The 16,054-nt window shown below is 48.7% G+C and carries 11 protein-coding genes and 1 tRNA gene; 3 read left to right on the top strand and 9 right to left on the bottom strand.

Going from position 1 to position 16,054, the window contains the following annotated elements; genetic code table 11:
• Positions 1-34: 34 nt before the first annotated feature.
• A complete protein-coding gene (locus ACMXI2_RS02565; protein ID WP_483780160.1) occupies positions 35-937 on the bottom strand; it encodes a carbohydrate kinase family protein in 903 nt (300 codons plus the stop codon).
• An 11-nt stretch (positions 938-948) separates the two neighbouring features.
• Positions 949-2,277 carry a sugar porter family MFS transporter gene (locus ACMXI2_RS02560; RefSeq protein ID WP_483780159.1) on the bottom strand — a complete coding sequence of 443 codons (1,329 nt, stop codon included), beginning with the start codon at positions 2,275-2,277 and terminating at the stop codon, positions 949-951.
• A gap of 220 nt (positions 2,278-2,497) precedes the next feature.
• Here ACMXI2_RS02560 and ACMXI2_RS02555 point away from each other — a divergent pair, with 220 nt between their 5' ends.
• The gene (locus ACMXI2_RS02555; protein ID WP_483780158.1) at positions 2,498-5,263 is read left to right on the top strand and encodes a hybrid sensor histidine kinase/response regulator transcription factor; all 2,766 of its coding nucleotides are present in this window, start codon (positions 2,498-2,500) and stop codon (positions 5,261-5,263) included.
• A 62-nt stretch (positions 5,264-5,325) separates the two neighbouring features.
• On the opposite strand, the gene ACMXI2_RS02550 is transcribed toward ACMXI2_RS02555, so the two are convergent.
• The 7 genes from ACMXI2_RS02550 to ACMXI2_RS02520 all read right to left on the bottom strand — a co-directional run bounded on the left by ACMXI2_RS02550 (position 5,326) and on the right by ACMXI2_RS02520 (position 14,973).
• Positions 5,326-5,517, bottom strand: a complete 192-nt coding sequence (locus ACMXI2_RS02550) for a cold-shock protein (protein WP_079469125.1) — start codon at positions 5,515-5,517, stop codon at positions 5,326-5,328.
• A 105-nt stretch (positions 5,518-5,622) separates the two neighbouring features.
• Positions 5,623-6,759, bottom strand: a complete 1,137-nt coding sequence (locus ACMXI2_RS02545; RefSeq protein WP_483780157.1) for a redoxin domain-containing protein — start codon at positions 6,757-6,759, stop codon at positions 5,623-5,625.
• Between the two features lie 20 nt (positions 6,760-6,779).
• Positions 6,780-8,294 carry a RagB/SusD family nutrient uptake outer membrane protein gene (locus tag ACMXI2_RS02540; protein WP_483780156.1) on the bottom strand — a complete coding sequence of 505 codons (1,515 nt, stop codon included), beginning with the start codon at positions 8,292-8,294 and terminating at the stop codon, positions 6,780-6,782.
• Positions 8,295-8,312: 18 nt separating this feature from the next.
• Positions 8,313-11,774: a SusC/RagA family TonB-linked outer membrane protein gene (locus ACMXI2_RS02535; RefSeq protein ID WP_483780155.1), complete on the bottom strand. Its 3,462-nt coding sequence runs from the start codon at positions 11,772-11,774 to the stop codon at positions 8,313-8,315.
• 341 nt (positions 11,775-12,115) lie between these two features.
• A complete protein-coding gene (locus ACMXI2_RS02530; protein WP_483780154.1) occupies positions 12,116-13,303 on the bottom strand; it encodes a FecR family protein in 1,188 nt (395 codons plus the stop codon).
• An 89-nt stretch (positions 13,304-13,392) separates the two neighbouring features.
• A complete protein-coding gene (locus tag ACMXI2_RS02525) occupies positions 13,393-13,980 on the bottom strand; it encodes an RNA polymerase sigma factor (protein WP_483780153.1) in 588 nt (195 codons plus the stop codon).
• A gap of 150 nt (positions 13,981-14,130) precedes the next feature.
• The gene (locus ACMXI2_RS02520) at positions 14,131-14,973 is read right to left on the bottom strand and encodes a rhomboid family intramembrane serine protease (RefSeq protein WP_483780152.1); all 843 of its coding nucleotides are present in this window, start codon (positions 14,971-14,973) and stop codon (positions 14,131-14,133) included.
• Positions 14,974-15,252: 279 nt separating this feature from the next.
• Between ACMXI2_RS02520 and ACMXI2_RS02515 the strand changes: the two genes are divergently transcribed.
• Positions 15,253-15,326: transfer RNA gene (locus ACMXI2_RS02515), tRNA-Asp, on the top strand.
• A gap of 359 nt (positions 15,327-15,685) precedes the next feature.
• The gene (locus tag ACMXI2_RS02510) at positions 15,686-15,868 is read left to right on the top strand and encodes a hypothetical protein (protein WP_483780151.1); all 183 of its coding nucleotides are present in this window, start codon (positions 15,686-15,688) and stop codon (positions 15,866-15,868) included.
• The last annotated feature ends 186 nt before the right edge of the window (positions 15,869-16,054 follow it).

Genomic DNA, 16,054 nt, shown 5'->3' with positions numbered 1-16,054 from the left:
TTGTGAAATGGTGGTGTGGAAATGTAATAACTGGCTAAGTGTGCTGTGGTATTTTCATCAGGCTGTATATCTCGGACGGATCATATTGCGGACAGCCACCGGGGCGCGATGCCACCAGTGCGCCCAGCGCATTGGCATACGCCAGGCTCCAGGCAGGGGAACGTTGTTGCAGCCGGCATACGAGGAAGCCGGCCAGGAAAGCATCGCCGCTGCCAATGGTATCTGCCACTTTCACGGACTGACCTTCCTGGTAGTAAAAAGCCCCTTCTATGTACCCCATGCAGCCTTTGCTGCCCAGGGTAACCACTATTGTAGGAATGTTAAAGCGGGAAGACAATGCCCGTACCTGTTCTTCGTGACCAGGCCACGTACCGTACCAGGCGCTGATCAGCTCCAGTTCGGCGATGTTCAGCTTCAACAGGTCGCAGCTGCCCATGAGCCATTCCAGTGTTTCCCGGGAGTACCAGGGCGCACGCAGGTTGATGTCCAGTACTTTTATGGCGGTCGACTGCAATGCCTTACGGAGTGTATTCCGGGATACCTCATGCCGGGCCATCAAACTGCCAAAAACAATATACTGCAGATCATCTCCTGCTAATAAAGCCTCCAGGGAAGCATTCCAGGCAATATGATCCCAGGCCACGGGATACAGGATATCATACTGCATATCGTTATGCGCATCCATCCAGGCATTTACTTTGCCGGTGGCGTAAGTAGTATTCGTTTGTACGTAAGCGGTAGAGAGCTGCATGTTGTTCATGAGTTGCAGCAGCCTGCTGCCATGATCATCCGTACCCGTGGCCGACACCATCGCAACGGACTGCGACAATTTCTGCAAATGATACGCTACGTTCATGGGTGCGCCGCCCGGCAATTCCTGATCCGGTAATATGTCCCACAAAATTTCTCCTAGGCAGGCGATGTTATACTTTGTCATAAAATGTTTGTTTAATGCATGACCATTGTCATTTCAATTTCTTCCAGGGTTTGTCCTTTTGTTTCCGGCATCCAGCGCCATACAAAAAGCAGTTGTAATACCATCATCACGCAGAAGAAGGCGAAAATATGACCACCACCGATATGGCTGGCCAGCCAGGGAAAAGTAAAAGCGATGAGGGCAGCCATGATCCAGTGGGTGAAACTGCCCAGCGTTTGACCTTTGGCGCGTACTGCGTTTGGAAATATCTCTGAGATAAATACCCATATCACGGCGCCCTGCGAGAAGGCAAAGAAGGCCATGTATACCAGCAGGTAAGAGATCACGGCAATACCGCCGGTATGCATATAAAAGGAAATGGCGGTGAGACCGAGCGTGGCGATGAGCCCAACCGTGCCTATCAGCATCAGTTGCCGGCGGCCGATACGGTCGATAAACCGTATAGCCGTTAACGTAAAAATGAAGTTCACGATGCCCAGTCCGACTGTAGAGAGCAAAGAAGACGCCGTACCTAAACCGGACATTTCAAAAATACGCGGTGCATAATAAATGATAGCGTTGATACCGGATACCTGGTTGAAGATGGCAAATAATACCGCCAGCACCACCGGGGTGCGGTACTTCCCGGAGAACAGCCGTTCCTTTGGCGTGCCAATGCTTTGGCGCCTCGACTGCCGGATGGTGGCGATATCGTCCGCATAACCGTCGGGATTGATGATTTCCAGGGTTTTGATGGCGGCGGTTTCTTTTTTGCCGTGCAGCAACAACCAGCGCGGACTTTCCGGCACCCAGCGAAGCAGTAACAGGAACAGGGCCGCGGGGAATGCCTGGATGCCCAGCATCAGGCGCCAGGAATTTTCACCGCCATATCCGCCAATAAAATAGTTTGATAAGTAAGACACCAGGATACCAAAAACCACGTTAAACTGGAATAAAGCGACCATTCGGCCGCGATACGGTGCAGGGGATACCTCTGAAATATATACCGGGGCCGTTACTGATGAGGCGCCAACGCCTAGCCCGCCAATGAAACGGCACACCAGGAAAAAGTACCAGTTGGTAGCCATCGCCGTACCAACTGCCGACACCAGGTATACCAGCGCTACCAACAGCAAGGTAGCACGGCGCCCCAGTTTATCCGAAGGCGTGCTGCCCCCCAATGCGCCAAACACCGTTCCTATTAATGCAATGGATACGGTGAATCCATGTTGTACTTCCGTTAAATGCCAGTATTGCTGAATATGTTGCTCCGCACCAGAGATGACAGCGGTATCAAAACCGAAAAGAAAACCGCCAAGTGCTACCACAAAAGCCCAGAAGAAAACAATCTTATTGTTCATAACGTAGAAATAAGTTTTGATCGATAGGCCAAACCTACTTCTTTGAAAAAGGCTGCCGCTATTGTATAGCACCCCTTTCTTTCGAAATTATAACAAAGGGCATAAAACAGGGTAATATATTGATAAATAATATTTTATACATTAATATGGATATATTTCGGGGAGATGTCTTTCAATTTTGTATCATTGTTTTTAAAAATAAAACCAAAATCATTCCCACTTGCCAGCAGTATTAAAACGATATCTCTGTTTAATAGCTCTTCCACTGTTGATATATGCAGCAGGATGCCGGCCGGAAACTGGACCGAAATACCGTATCGGGTTTTCGCAGTGCACCGGCAACGACGACTGGCGCCGGAACATGCTCACGGAAATGAAGCGGGAGCTTTTCTATCATCCGGAGATGCAGCTGTTGTACCGCGATGCAGAAAGTGATAGCAAACGGCAGGTACAGCAGATCCAGGAACTGCTGGCGGGGAAAATAGATATCCTGGTGGTATCGCCCAATGAAGCCGCACCACTGGCGCCGGTAATTGCCGCCGCCTATGGCAAAGGCATCCCGGTGATCATCCTGGACCGTAAGGCAGCCACCGACTCGTTCACCGCTTACATCGGGGGCGATAACTACAACATCGGCAAACTGGCAGCGGAATATATTGCCGCCCAACTGAATGGCCACGGGCGTATTGTAGAGATAACGGGGCTTCGTGGATCTTCTCCCACCGTGGAAAGGCACCAGGGATTCCGGGATGCACTCGCGCACTACCCCGGCCTGAAAGTGATAGCCACCCTGGAAGGTAGCTGGGTGGCCGATAAAACACGGGAAGCAGCCGCCCGTAATGACTCCGCCGTGCAACAGGCAGATGTGATCTTCGCGCAGAACGACGTAATGGCGTATAGTATGTACCGTTATTGCCGGGAAAAGGGCCTCACACATACCCGGTTTATCGGCGTGGATGCCTCTCCCTACCCCGACGCCGGTATCGACCTGGTATCGCGCGACGTACTGAGCGCCTCACTATTGTACCCCAGCGGTGGCAAAGAAGCCATCAGCATGGCCGCGGACATCCTCGCCGGGAAAAAGGTGCCCCGCAATACGTTACTTCAAACCGTACTGATCGACAGCAGCAACGTAAAGCTGATGCGGTTACAGATAGATAAGATACAGGCCCAGCACCAGGAAATAGAAAAACAGCAATCATTGCTGCAGGAGCAGCTGTCCCTGTACCAGGATCAGCAACACCTGCTGCGGATAGTGGTAACCACGCTGGGCATCGCCTTCCTGCTGGGTATTGTGCTGATCTTTATTCTGCGCACCAACCGCCGCATCAACCAGCAACTGAAGCAGCAACGGGATGAAATCCTCCAGCAACGGGATCAGCTGGTAGAAATGACCGCCCGTGCGCAGGAAGCCACAGAGGCCAAATTTACGTTCTTCACTAACTTGTCGCACGAATTCCGTACCCCCTTAACTCTCATACAGGCGCCACTGGAAAACCTGATGGGCAGCAGGCAGCTTTCCTCTCCGCAAAAGCAGCAGCTGGAGCTGATGCGCAGAAACGTGACCCACCTGATGCGGCTGGTGAACCAACTGCTGGAGTTCCGCCGGATTGAAAGCGGCAAGCTGCAACTGAAAGTATCCGAAAATGACCTGCCCGCCTTTATGCTGGATATTATGGAAGCATATAAAGGCATCGCGGTTAAAAAACATATCGATTTCCGGCTCATCAGCCGGCAGCCTGGCATTAAAGCCTGGTTTGATCAGCACCTGTTTGACCGGGTACTGTATAACCTGCTGTCCAACGCTTTCAAATTTACCAGCGACTACGGCAAAGTGCATATTTACCTGGAACAGGCCACAGCCGGGCAGGAATCCCTGATACGTATTGAAGACGACGGCAGCGGCATGGATGAAAATACCCTGGCCCATGCTTTTGAATTGTTTTACCAGAGCCGGAACAACGAGCACAAAGGCACCGGTATCGGGCTGGCGCTCACCCGCGAAATCATTTCCCTGCATCACGGCAGCATCACCGTAAAAAGCAGCAAAGGCGCCGGCACTACTTTCAGTATTGCCCTGCCAGGTACCTCCGCCCCTTTTGCACCCGAAGAAATTCAGCAGGAAGATGAGCACATGAATGTGATCAATCACTCCCTGCATAGCTATACAGACGACCTCAACGACACGCCCGCAGAAGAATTACCCCTGGCAGTGCAGGCACATCCGCATTCTGTGCTGCTGATTGAAGACCACCCCGATCTGAATCATTTCCTGGCCGATTTCCTCAGCGGACAGTATGAAGTATTTCACGCCGGCAACGGCGCCGATGGACTGAAGCTGGCCTTTGAGCATGTGCCGGACCTGATCCTTTGTGATATTATGATGCCAGGCATGGATGGAATCCAGGTGTTGGAAACTTTGAAAAAGGATATCCGTACCTCCCATATCCCGGTGATCCTGCTGAGCGCCAACAGCAGCGAAGAACAACGCATAAAAGGCATGCAACACAATGCAGACGCCTATATCAGTAAACCTTTCCATCTGAAATACCTGGCAGAAAGCATCAGCAGCATGCTCAATAACCGGGCTTTACTGAAAGATCACTATATCGCGGAACCTGAAACACGGGTACACAGCACTCAATCCAGCAAACCAGACCGTAAATTTGTGTATGACTTTACCGCCATTGTGGAAGCAAACCTCGGCAACGACCAGTTTGGGGTGGAGGATATCTGCCAGCAGCTGGCTATTTCAAAGATGCAGCTGTACCGTAAAGTAAAACAGTTGCTGAACTGTAATGTAAACGACTATATCCTGGATGCGCGGGTAAAAAAGGGCAGGTACCTGCTGATTAATTCAACACTATCGGTAGCGGAAATAGCCTATGAGTGCGGCTTTTCCTCTCCGGCTTACTTTTCCACGGTGTTTAAGGCGCGCACACAGCAAACGCCCAAAGCATTCCGGGACAAGAAAAGCGAGAGCTGACCTGTAAGCATAAAAAAAGGGCTGATCAGCAGATCAGCCCTCCAGAAATAAGATATGTAAACTTAGATAACTTTTACGTTAACCGCATTCAGACCTTTTTTACCATTTTCAACTTCATACGTTACGGTGTCATTCTCACGAAGTTCGCCAGTAGTACCGGAAATATGAACGAAAATATCCTGTCCACCATTTGATGGGGTAATGAAACCAAATCCTTTGGATTCATTGAAAAATTTAACTGTACCTTGTTGCATTATATTGTATTTGACCACAAGGTAAACTTATATATCCGTATCACCTAAAGAGTTTTTTCAGGGTCGTGGTCCGGCTTGCTTCGGCCGGGATTAACCCGGCTGTTATTAATGCGGCAGTATTTCTGCCAGTTTTTTATCCAGGTCTTCCCCGCGCAGGTTTTTGGCCACTATTTTCCCGGTTGGATCCAGCAGGAAATTTTGTGGTACCGCACGAACGCCGTACAATTTCGCTACTTCATTTTCCCAGAACTTCAGATCAGATACATGCGTCCAGGTGAGTTGATCGGTATGAATGGCTTTCAGCCAGGCATCGTGCCCGTTGGCCTGATCCAGCGATACGCCCAGGATAGTGAAGGACTGATCTTTATATTTATTAAAGGCTGCCACCACGTGCGGATTTTCTGCACGGCAGGGGCCACACCAGCTGGCCCAGAAATCCACCAGCACATATTTGCCGCGGAAATCGGTAAGGTTTACCGGCTTGCCCAGCGTATCATTCTGTGTAAACACGGGCGCAGTAGCGCCAACAGCAGTTTGCTTCCAGCCATTGATCAGTGCAGCCACTTCTTTTCCTTTTTTGCTTTCCTTTACCGCAGGAGATAAGGTATTGAAAACTGTTTCCAGCTCCGCAGGATTTTCAGGAATGGAACCGGCGCTGCTTTGCAGGGCATCCAGGCTTACCAGGGATGCAGGATTTTCTTTTATAAAGGCCTGGTAGATCTTTTTTTCTTCTTCACGGATAGCCTTACTTTTTCCATCGTAAGCTTTCCGGAACTCCGGTGATTTACGGGCTTCTTCCGTAGCGGCAATGTAATCTTCCGTGAGCTGATCCCTTTGCGCAGCCGTTGCTTTCAGCTTTGCCTGCAGGCGTTGCTGATCGTCGTTGAGACGGGAACCTTTAACAGTAGCATTGTACACGGAGTCTTTACCGCTGACAATAATGGCCCCCTTTTCAAGATAAACCTGCAACAAATCTGATTTATAAGACATGATATTAGTAGGTGGGCCATGACGCAATACCAGCGAAGCTTTCACCGGGTCGCCCACTTTGCCTTTAAATTCAAATACGCCCTGCCGTAACGCGGCAGAATCTCTTACGGTAGTGCCATTGGCCCGGTAGGTGAGAAACAATTTGGCGGGAGCATCCAATGTCCCGATTTTCCCTTTCAGCACGTAGGCGCCGTCCTGGGCCAGCAGTGCCACAGGGAATAAAGCCAGCATTGATACTAAGATGTGTTTCATTTGGTTTTTAATTTTATGATTTAAAATGGTCTTCCATCCAGCGGTATATTCCATTGCGGGTTAAACTTCAATATCACGTTGGAAATGGTTAAAATAAAATCTTTCGAATCCACGGTTCCTTCGTGTGTTTCCGTGCCTATCTTATGTTGTATTTGGGTTTTGCACCAGGGCTTGCCGGTTTCGAGGCAAAGTCTTTTCAGGTCCAGGAAGCGTTTGAATGAACCTAAAGGCAGCTCTCTCCTTCTTTCATCCAGCACCTGTTGGATTACTTCATCTTTGGACCCTACGGGAAGCGTGGGCGTACCGGTTTTGTAGCGGTAGCGGCGCAGGGTATTGAGGTCGTCGATGGCGGCGGCCAGCTGATTGGTACGGGCATATCCTTCTGCACGCATCAGCAGCAGTTCCGGGTAAGAGAAGCCGGCAGTCATGTTGGTTTTGGAACCGCGATAATACTGGATACGGTTACCGTCGTCATACACCACATTATTGTAGGTAGTTTTATAACCTGGTGCTGTTAAAAAGAAATATCTAAACCGCAGGTCATTGGCCTGGTCATACAATGCAATCACCTCATCGGAAGGATAGCTGGAAGAAGACCTGCCGGCGCCGGCATCGAGGTTGCGATACAACAGGTTTTCGCGGCTGTTGGCGGCATTCAGGAAATTATCCGGTCCTTTAATGGTGCTGTTGATAGGGTTGGTGGGGTCCGTCCACGAAAAGCTGTTGTAGTCATAGATCAGTTTATCGGTACCGCCTTTGCTGGCTGCGGTCCACGCGAGATTGGCATAATACACCACGCTGTCGTATTTCTGTGTAAACAGGTGATAGTACGCCAGCAACGCATGCGCCGCCGTTTTATTCGGACGGGAAGGCCAGTTGGTTACTTCCGGCACGTCCGGCAAGGCAGTGAGTACATCGTTTTTCACCTGTGCAAAGGCTTGTTCCTGCGTGGACAGATCTGGTAACGGGGCTCCCATATCGGAGCTGATTACATAAGGAATGGTTTTGGTATCATTGGGAGAACCAGGCTTATACACGGGTCCGTATACCAGGGTGGTAATAAAATACGACCATGCCCTGTTTACCAGTGCCTGCGCCACTACTGTTTTGGCATATTGCTGATTTTCTGTGCTGAGATTGGGAATGGCCCGTATCCCATCAATCACGTTGTTGAAATAAGCCATAGAGCGGTAAGTACCCCAGTCCCAGAAATAATCCGACGTAGACGGATTTTTATAAGGCTGCCTGAAAACATACGCCCAGTAGCGGTCGATATTGGGGTGGTTGTTGGCCTTGTAATTAATGTTACCGATACCGTCGGAAAGCGACAGGTTATCTGTTAAGTAACCGAGGTTACAACCGATGTTGTTATCAATAAACACCCACTGGGCAATGTTGCTGTTATCCAGCAGGTGATCAAAGTCTGCCACCTCTGAAGGGATCAGTTTTCCTTTTGGTTTTACATCCAGGAATTTTGTGCAGGAGCTGATACTTCCTGCCATGATAATAACCAGTATGAGTATACGCTGTTTCATGATCGCCGTAATTAATTGTTAAAGACTGAATGATAACCCTACATAGAATTCCGGCCGTAGCGACAGGGAAGAAAATCCTTGTTCAGTAAATGCGCCGGTACCACCGGACAGGTTCAGTTCCGATGTTTCAGGATCGCGGTGATCGCTGTTAGCGGTGATCATGAACAGGTTCCTGGTCTGGAAATAAATCCGGGTACTGGTGAAGCCGATGCGTTTCAGCAGGCGCGGATTAATATCGTAAGTTAATGTTACATCCCGGAGCTTCATGTAGCTGGCGCTTTCTATCAAAATATCTGAATAAGGGAAATAGAACATATCCATATTCCAGCTGCTGAGTTTCGGATAAATGGTTTTAGCTTCATCTCCCGGTTGTTTCCATCTTTCCGATACATGTTTATTCAGGATATTAGATCCGCTGAAGGCATCTCTCCTTAATACATTTCCCAGTTTTGCAATAAACATAAAAGACAAATCGAAACGCTGTACGCGGAAGGAGTTGGTTAAGCTGATCGCATATTTCGGACGCAGCGTACCGCTGTAAATCAGGTCGCCCACAGCCACATTGCCACCGCCACTCTTTTCTCCTTTGGCTGTGTAAAACTGCGACACCCCGTTGTTATCCAGGCCGGCATACTTGTAGCTGTACAGGGCATCCAGCGGATCGCCGGCTTTTTTGATAGCGCCGCTGGTGATGGTAGAAGGATACTGGTAGGTAACATTATAGGTAACTACCGTATTATTGTTGTAGCTGAAATTGAGGAAGGTATTCCAAACGAAATTACGTTTACGTAATACATCCGCATTCAGGGAGATTTCATATCCTTTATTTCTTACCTGACCGATATTTTTCACCAGGGAACTGAAGCCCCGCGTAGGATCAATGGCGTCGGACGCCAGCAGGTCGCTGCTGTTACGCAGGTAATAATCTGCCGTTACATTGATCCGTCTGTTCAACAGCGAGATATCAAAACCAAAGTTGGTGCTTTTTGTTTTTTCCCACCGTAGCGAGTTATTTGGCGGAGAAGAGATACTGTAAGATACATCTCCGGTATAATTGGAATAACTGCCAGGGGTAATGATCAGGAAAGGTCCTGAGTTGAGGGAAATATTTCCGTTGATACCATAAGATGCGCGCAGATCCAGGCGATCGATCAATGGTACGTGAAAGAATTTTTCCTCTGCCAGTTTATAGGTGCCGCCGGCAGACCACAACGGTTTGTAGCGGTAACGCGGATCGGTGCCAAAGAAATTGGTTTGATCCAGCCGGATACTTCCACTTAGAATAAAGCGGTTATTATATTCATAAGAACCGTTAGCATACCAGGAAACAAAGCGGTTATCCTGGTAAGCATAACTGCCTATGCTGGCAGAAGGTCTGCTGGTGCCGAGCATATCAGCATTATAGGAACCGGCATTATAATCGGCATAGTTAAAAGTAGAAAACGTACCTGCCTGATCGTTATATCCAAAGCGGGTTGGCAGGGCATTGTTATCCGCCGTGTTCCGGCTTATTTCATTACCGGCGATGGCGCTTACACGATGCTTGGTTGCAATTACCCGGTTAAAGTTCAGCTGTGTGCGGAACATGTAACTCTGGTTGAAGTTACGGGCTTCATTCACCACTGCACCATCGGGGATATAATGTTTGGAACTATTGGAGATGGAGGTATTATCATCGTACCAGAGCCGCACCCGGTAAGACATTTTATCGTACAGTGAGCGGGTTTGTGCATCGCCGCGGCTCCAGGTACCTCCTGTTTCTATGTTTAATCCGTCGAAGATTTTCACATTCACGCTGCCGCCCAACCGGATCTGTAACGCTTTTGTATTGTAGGTTTCCAGCCCCAGGTCATCCAGCGGGTTATAGTACAGTGGTTTCAACCCGGTTAAGGCTGCATACCTGTCTTCTTTCTTCTGGTTTTTAGAAGGTACGTTCTGTGGCTCCCCGGTGGCTGGGTCAACCAGCAGGTTATAAGGCTGTATCAGTGAAGTGTTGGTGAACGCCAGCATATCCTGCCAGCCACGTACCGGCGAAGCGGAGGTAGCGTAGTTCACATTGGAGAACAGGCGGATGTTCACACCTTTGCGCGGCTGCCAGTCGTTTTTCACATCAAAGATGAGGCGGTTGTCTGAATTGCGGACCGTGTTGTTCTGATTGGATATATATCTTACTGCGGCGTTGAGCATACTTTTTTCGCTGCCGCCGGATAGGGAAATATTGTGTTGCTGTGTGAACTGGTTCCTGAAATAATATTTTTCCATCTGCGCCAGTCCGTCGTTCTTTTTCAGGGCATCCAGCTCTGCGGTCACGTCTTTTTCGTTCATCCATCCCTGTGATTTGGCGATCACCAGGTAGTTGACACGGGAGGTGCTGCCGTAGTTATTATAGGTAGTGAGATAGCTGTTAGGGTCCTGGTTATAGAGTTCTATTTCCGCATCCACGTAATCGGCAGACGAGGCCCTGTTGAGGTTCGACAGATCCGGCTTCAGCGTGATGCCGGTAGATCCTTTGTACTCCACCTGCAATGCGCCTTTTCTGCCGGAGCGGGTGGCAATTACGATCACGCCATTGGAAGAGCGGGCGCCGTAAATAGAAGCGGCTACCGCATCCTTTAACACGGTGATCGATTCTATATTATCGATATTGAGAGATTCCAGACCTGCGCTGGAAGGGTACCCATCAATTACCAGCAGGGGCGCGCTGGCAGCAGTACCCAGCAAGGTAGACACGCCACGGATTTCCAGGTTCCCTTCTTTGGTGAGTACCACGCCGGTGGCTTGTCCTTCCAGGGCTGATTTTACATCCGGCTTCAGTTTAGCACGGAGGCGATAAGGATCAATCACGGAAAATGAGCCGGTGGCTCTTTCGCGGGAAATGGTCTGGTAGCCGGTGTTCACCACATCAATGCCGGTGAGTTTATTATTGGATGGCTTCAGCTGTATGCTGATAACACCACTTTTACCCACTACGAGTTCCTGTTTTTCGTAGCCAACATAAGAGAACGACAGCACGGCATTTTCATCTCTCACCACAACGGTATATTCTCCGTTGTTATTGGTTTGTGTGCCTTTGGCCGTGCCTTTCACCACTACGGAAACACCGGGCAGCGGAATACCGTTTTCATCGGTAATGCGGCCTGTGATCACTATCTGTGCCGGCGCAGCGGGAAGTGCCGGCACGCGGGGCAGGATGCGGGTAACGGTAATGGTTTTGTCTTCGATGGCATACTCCAGGTCCTGCCCCATCAGCGAAACGTGCAGTAATTCCTGGATAGTGGCGTTTCTCATATCCAGCGTAACGGGGCGGGTGCATTGCAGTGCATCGTAGTTATAAAAAACGATGTACCCCGTTTGCCGGTTGATAGTGTTAAAGACCGTTGATAACGGTGTGTTTCTGACAGACAGTGTTACGCGTTGTGCGGTGCTTTTGGCGCTGACCTGCAGCATGCCTGCCATTAGCAATAAAGCAGATAACCTCATGATCCTCCAAATTTTGGTTGGCAGATTATTTTTTTTCATTGTACCGGCAAATACCGGTATGTAAGATCTGCATTGGTGGTGATGCTTTCCGGAAGTGTTGATATGCTGATGATCAGGCCTGCGGACAAGGGAATACGTTCCCCCTTCTCTGTTTTGGAACAAAGCAGTTAAAATCATACATTTGATTTCGGTGATAAAAATGAGTTTACACGAATAATTTATTGCCTGTAACCAGTGATGTTTGCCCATCACTGGTTTTTTAATGGCGCTGGTTTTAGTTGATTTTGATTACTTCTAATACAATAGCTGGTTAGATTTAAGTGTTAAAAAATATGGCTTGCTTACGATCGTAATACGGTTATTTTTCTTCCTTCTATTTTAAACAGTACTCCATTCTTTTCTAATATCTTCAGGATACCCGACAGCGGCAGGCTACGCTGCATACCGCCGCCAAAGCGCATTTGGGGCGGTGCGCCCTCATACACTACATCTATGTCGTACCAGCGTTCCAGCTGCCGCATCACGGTGGTAATGTCTGCGCGGTCGAAGATAAAAAAGCCGTTCTTCCAGGCTACGGCTTCCTGTACATCGGCGCCTGTTACCGTGATGTTGTTATTGTTGCTGATGTGTGCCTGTTGTCCTGGCAGCAGTTTTTTTATGGTACCATTACGGCCTACATTCACGGCGCCTTCCAGCAGGGTTACCGCCAGGGCGTTTTCATTGGTGTAAGCCATGATATTAAAATGGGTGCCCAGCACCGTGATGTCGGCGCCGCTGGCCTTTACCAGGAAGGGGTTTCCGGATAATGGCGCTACTTCAAAATATCCTTCGCCGTTGAGTTCCACCGTTCTGTTGTTACCTGTAAAGGCCGTGGGGAAATGCAGGGAGCTGGCGGCATTGAGCCATACCCGTGTGCCATCCGGCAGGGTAAGCTGGTATTGTCCGCCGCGGGGGGTGCTTAAGGTGTTGTAAGTAACCGGGGCGGTGGCGCCGGTGGCATGATACAGCAACTGTCCGTTTTGCAGTTTGATGATGCTGGTACTGCCTTGTTTGCCGAGCGTATCATTTTTGGCTTCGTCGAGTACTATGCGGGAGCCATCTGCCAGGGTAAGCATGGCTTTATTGCCTCCGGGGGCGATATCGTTTTTATAACGCTGTGCGAGTGCAGGAGTGGGTTTTACGGATGTCAATGGCCTGAACAGGAAATATAAGCCGGTGGCGAGCAGCAGGCCTACCACAACGGCGGCGGCCCACCAGATGCGGTGGATCGTTTTCACCGGTGGCGCTGTTTCCACAAAAGGAGTGGTAAGATCGGCGCCGGTAATACTTTGCAGCAAAGCGGTGCGGGCGGCGGTATCCGGCAGCGCGGTATCAGCAGGCGCCCGCCACATCAGATCCGTGAGCGCGGCCATGAGTATTTCCATATTGCCGTCATCTTCCAGCAATGTGTACAACTCTTCCTGCTCTGCGGCAGTTTCATTACCGGAAAGCCGCTGCTGCAATAAATATATAATCCTTTGCTCCTGCATGCGTAAAAAGAAAACCGGGATTTAAACGGCTCCCCCGTATTAAGAATAGGCTGACGACATAAAGGACCTATCTGTTTAAAAATATTTTTTTACTTACAGATAAAGATCAGGTAAACAAGCGGGATGGTATGCCCGTTGCGGCGCAGGTGTTCCCTTATGGCTTTCAGGGAAAATACCAATGCATTTTTTACAGAGCTGGGCGACAAATCCAGCTCTGTGGCTATTTCCGGGATCTTCATGCCCCGGTTGCGGCTCATCTGGTAAATGCGCCGGCGTTGCGGCGACAATAACATCACGGCTTCTTCAATAATAGTATGCAATTCTTTTAAGGTAAGCCGCAGGGTAGCAGTATCTGCTTCATCGGCTGTTGCCGCTACCGTTCCGCGCAACCGGTATTCAGTAGCTTCTTTTTTCAGGTAAGTGTAGCATTCGTTGGCGGCTACTTTATAAAGCCAGGCTTTCGGATGATCGATGTCCGCGAGCTTATCGCGGCTGAGCCATACCCGCAGGAAAGTAGCCTGGATCACTTCTTTGGCGTTTTCGGGCGACTTCACCATTTTCCGGATAAATGGCTCCAGCGTTGTCAGGGAAGTATTGAAGAGGATACCAAACGCCGCTTCATCGCCCTCTGAAATGCGTTGAAACAGTGATTTGTCAATATAGATATTATCATGCATTATCGTTGCAGAATACGCTGATGGTTGATAAGGTTGGTGGTATCGCCACTAAAGTAATGAAAATTGAGCGGATACACATGCTCCCCACCCGCCTGCCGGTCTGAATGAACCAGATTTCATCCAGGAAACCGGCCATTGACTGCTCCGTTATTAACTTATCTGGCGGGAGTATCGTTCCAGCTTCTCCTTTTCTGTTTTGGTTAAGCTGTTGATCCCTTTGTGATGAATTTTATCGAGAATAGCATCCAGTTCTTTCTGACGGTTGGCTTTTTCCACATTGTACAAGTCATCTATATCCGCCAGCACATGATGTTGATTATAATAGTAATTATCAACCAGGATAATATGAGGCTTATGGATAATTACATACATAAAGAATACGCAGGGTACCGTGAGCGCAATGATAACAGCGATGTGCTGCATAATCACTGCCGGTTCTATCATCAGCCCAATGAGCATGCCCGCCATAGCGCCTCCCAGGTGGGCGTCGTGGCCTATATTATCGCGGCGTGACTTAATGCCGTAGATAGCATACAATATATACACGATGCCATACCCCCATCCCGGCAAGGGAAACAGTCCGAAGAAACTCACCATCATACCCGGATACAGGACAATGGAAGCGAAAATGATTCCACAGATCGCCCCGGATGCGCCCACTGCACTATAGTCGCTTTCGCGGCGATGAATGTACAGGGAAAGCAGGTTCCCTCCGATAAGACTTCCCAGGTAAATGCAAACGTAAGCTGCCGGCCCCATATCCGCTTCCAGCATCATGCTGAAAAGCAGGAGGGAGATCATGTTAAAGATCAGGTGTTTCCAGCTGACGTGCAGAAATCCGCAGGTGATCAAACGCCGGTATTCCCTGTATAGCCGGATCCTTTCCACTTCAAATTCATATTTATTGAAAAAAGAGCGGCTTTTAAATCCTTTCCAGGAAATAACCACATTAGTGAGAATAATTGCCAGGGTGATGATACCGGTATAACTCATTTTATTTACGGGTCGTTTACAAACACCTCTGCAATATGTGAAATACTTCAAATATATCAAAATCCCGGTGATGGTTCTTTCCCGGTAATATAACCGTTCCCGTTAGACACTTCCGCCCCAAATGTTTTACAATAGCGGTCAACAGCAATCCACATTTCGCCCGGAGGTTAATAAATTTCTGATTTTCTTCAAAAAAATTTGGTTGTTTGAAAATAATGTTGCTACATTTGCACTCCCCAAAGGGGGATATAGATCGGCTGAAAGGCCCGTCTGTATTAAGGATCGGTAGTTCAGTTGGTTAGAATGCCGCCCTGTCACGGCGGAGGTCGCGGGTTCGAGTCCCGTCCGGTCCGCAAAATCTCGAAGAAACCCGCGCTAGTCGCGGGTTTTTCTTTTATAGTTGATTAGTTAGTCGATTTCCCTTTAATTTTAGCAAGAAAAGCATATTAAGTAATAACAAACATTACCAAAGAGAAAGGGTACCTAAAAGGGTACCTATTTTATTTCCGAAATTGGTACCCTCGGTTAACCCTAATGTTTTTGTGAGAAGGGTTTAGGAACGGGCGAATTTTTATTCGATCACCTAAAATGTGTGTTATGAAGGTCAATGAAAAACTTTCCATTCTATTAATTCTGGAGAAATCAAAGGCATCTAAAGACGGAAAGATGCCAATTACTATCCGATATAGATAATAAGGCCTTGCAGGACGTTATGAATAGATACAGTAGCGGACCCATTGACTGGGAAGGGATGAACGTCACTTACCGCCAGGCGCTAAATAAATATGCTGAACAGTATGGAGGGAAAGCAACCCTGACTCCGGGAATAGGAGGGATAGGCGCGCTTACCCCAACAGTGGCTAAATATGATGGTGTTGGATGGGATTGTAAATAATTTAGCCAGCCGATTTCATTACACCAGTTTTTAAAGTCGTTTAAAAAAACGCTTTCTATTAAGTCTGGAAATTTATACTTTTCGTAACTAATAGTGAGATCAATGGTTAAGTAGCGGTCTTTTTTATCGTAGCGTGTAAAGCGCTTTCTCCCGATGTTATCTGGCAAACACCTGATGGCAATGCCC

This window comes from Chitinophaga sp. G7 BAM 1005, assembly GCF_057126945.1.
This window is presented reverse-complemented; position numbering and strand designations above follow the sequence as displayed.

Bases quoted from the DNA above. Each gene is read 5' to 3' on its own strand.
- ACMXI2_RS02565 (WP_483780160.1), bottom strand. From the start codon at position 937: ATGACAAAGTATAACATCGCCTGCCTAGGAGAAATTTTGTGGGACATA.
- ACMXI2_RS02525 (WP_483780153.1), bottom strand. From the start codon at position 13,980: ATGCATGATAATATCTATATTGACAAATCACTGTTTCAACGCATTTCA.
- ACMXI2_RS02510 (WP_483780151.1), top strand. From the start codon at position 15,686: ATGAATAGATACAGTAGCGGACCCATTGACTGGGAAGGGATGAACGTC.
- ACMXI2_RS02530 (WP_483780154.1), bottom strand. From the start codon at position 13,303: ATGCAGGAGCAAAGGATTATATATTTATTGCAGCAGCGGCTTTCCGGT.
- ACMXI2_RS02535 (WP_483780155.1), bottom strand. From the start codon at position 11,774: ATGAGGTTATCTGCTTTATTGCTAATGGCAGGCATGCTGCAGGTCAGC.
- ACMXI2_RS02520 (WP_483780152.1), bottom strand. From the start codon at position 14,973: ATGAGTTATACCGGTATCATCACCCTGGCAATTATTCTCACTAATGTG.
- ACMXI2_RS02550 (WP_079469125.1), bottom strand. From the start codon at position 5,517: ATGCAACAAGGTACAGTTAAATTTTTCAATGAATCCAAAGGATTTGGT.
- ACMXI2_RS02545 (WP_483780157.1), bottom strand. From the start codon at position 6,759: ATGAAACACATCTTAGTATCAATGCTGGCTTTATTCCCTGTGGCACTG.
- ACMXI2_RS02540 (WP_483780156.1), bottom strand. From the start codon at position 8,294: ATGAAACAGCGTATACTCATACTGGTTATTATCATGGCAGGAAGTATC.
- ACMXI2_RS02560 (WP_483780159.1), bottom strand. From the start codon at position 2,277: ATGAACAATAAGATTGTTTTCTTCTGGGCTTTTGTGGTAGCACTTGGC.